3 protein-coding genes are annotated in these 1664 nt (G+C 66.7%); 1 reads left to right on the top strand and 2 read right to left on the bottom strand.

The features are described from left to right. Positions 1-224: hypothetical protein (locus HC022_RS26035; protein ID WP_217704122.1), on the top strand; the 224-nt coding region annotated here is incomplete at its 5' end. Between the two features lie 283 nt (positions 225-507). Here the strand turns inward: HC022_RS26035 and phoB are convergent. Together phoB and HC022_RS26025 are read right to left on the bottom strand one after the other, a co-directional pair. Next, on the bottom strand, positions 508-1197 hold the full coding sequence (phoB, locus tag HC022_RS26030; RefSeq protein ID WP_089961641.1) for a phosphate regulon transcriptional regulator PhoB: 690 nt from the start codon (positions 1195-1197) through the stop codon (positions 508-510). 4 nt (positions 1198-1201) lie between these two features. Further along, positions 1202-1664, bottom strand: a 463-nt coding sequence (locus HC022_RS26025) for a PhoU domain-containing protein (protein ID WP_303049106.1), incomplete at its 5' end; no start/stop codon positions are given.

Genomic DNA, 1664 nt, shown 5'->3' with positions numbered 1-1664 from the left:
CCGAGAAGACGGCGGCGGGCGATGCCAAGGACAAGACGTCCGCCAAGTCCAAGAAATCAAAGAAATCCAAGAAGACGCGAGCCAAGGACAAGGAATCCAAGAAGACGGGCGCCAAGGCCAAAGCCAGGGACGGCAAGCCGAAAAGCAAGGACGCAAAGGCCGCGAAAGCCGCGGCAAAGACATCCGGCAAGTCAAAGAAGAAAAAGAAGAAATCGAAGAAGTGACAGCCCCCGCAGCGCGACAGCCTTCACCTCGCGAGGTGCAAAGCGTCAGGAGTACGCCCCTTGCGGCGGGCACCTTGGAAGGCCTGAGCCAGATCTGCTGCCGCGGGACACGGCACGTGAGCGATCTTCGGGCTTGGCACGGGCATCAGTTTCTGGGGCTTGGCAATGATTTTAACTGCCGGGGCGGGCATGTAGCCGACCATCCCGCTGCCCGGCGTGCAATCCACCGGTGCGGGAGATGCCCCGGAGCGTCCGCCGGGCCGCACAGGCCCGGACGGTTGGATCACCCCAGCGCGTAGCCGGCGCCGCGGACGGTGCGGAGCGGGTCGCCGCCGCCGTGCACCCCGAGCGCCTTGCGCAGCCGCCCGATGTGGACGTCGACGGTGCGTGTGTCCACGTAGATGTCGCGGCCCCAGACGCGGTCGAGCAGCTGCTCGCGCGACCAGACCCGGCCGGGCTTTTCCATGAAGGTCGAGAGCAGCCGGAACTCGGTCGGACCGAGCTTCAGCTCCTGCCCGTCGCGGGTGACCCGGTGGGTCTCGGCGTCGAGCACGATGTCCTCGTACTCGAGCCGCAGCCCGGCGGCGGCGGGACGGGCCCGGCGCAGCTGCGCGCGCACCCGCGCCATCAGCTCTCGCAGGCTGTAGGGCTTCACCACGTAATCGTCGGCGCCGGTCTCGAGGCCGCGTATCCGGTCCACTTCCTCGGACCGGGCCGAGAGCATGATGACGGGCACGCCGCGGGTCTCGGGGCGGGTCTTGATCTGGCGACAGACCTCGATGCCCGAGAGGTTTGGCAGCATCCAGTCGAGCACGATGACGTCGGGCGACTCCTCGTCCATCATCATCAGCGCCTCTTCGCCGTTGCCGGCGGCTGCCACGCGGAAACCCTCGGCTTCGAGATTGTAGCGCAGCACTTCGCGCTGCGCCGCCTCGTCCTCGACGACCAGAACGGTGGGCTGATCGGCCGGCATGGGCTTACTCCTTTTCGAGGTTCGCGCTCAGGGCGGGATCGGACGAGGTCCGGTCCCCCTTCACGCGCGCCTCGTCGGGCATCTCGCCCGTAAGCAGGAACACCACCTGTTCGGCGATCGAGGTCACATGGTCGCCCATGCGCTCGATGTTCTTGGCGATGAAATGCAGGTGCATGCACGAGGTGATGTTGCGCGGGTCCTCGAGCATGAAGGTCAGGAACTCGCGGAACAGCGTGTTGTACATCTGGTCCACGTCGGCGTCGCGCTCGATCACGTCGCGGGCCAGCGCCTCGTCGCGCTTGATGTAGGCGTCGAGCGCGTCCTTCAGCATCATCTCGACGTCGCGGGCCATGCGGCGCAGCGCCGAGGTCGAGCCGTTGATCGGCGCCATCTGGGCCAGCACGCCGGTGCGCTTGGCGAGGTTCTTGCTGAGGTCGCCGATGCGCTCGAGGTTGCCCGACATGCGC

This window comes from Salipiger sp. HF18 (assembly GCF_011806505.1).
Lineage (GTDB): Bacteria > Pseudomonadota > Alphaproteobacteria > Rhodobacterales > Rhodobacteraceae > Salipiger > Salipiger thiooxidans.
Note: the sequence above shows the minus strand (reverse complement) of the source record. Positions and strands in the feature narration are given on the sequence as shown.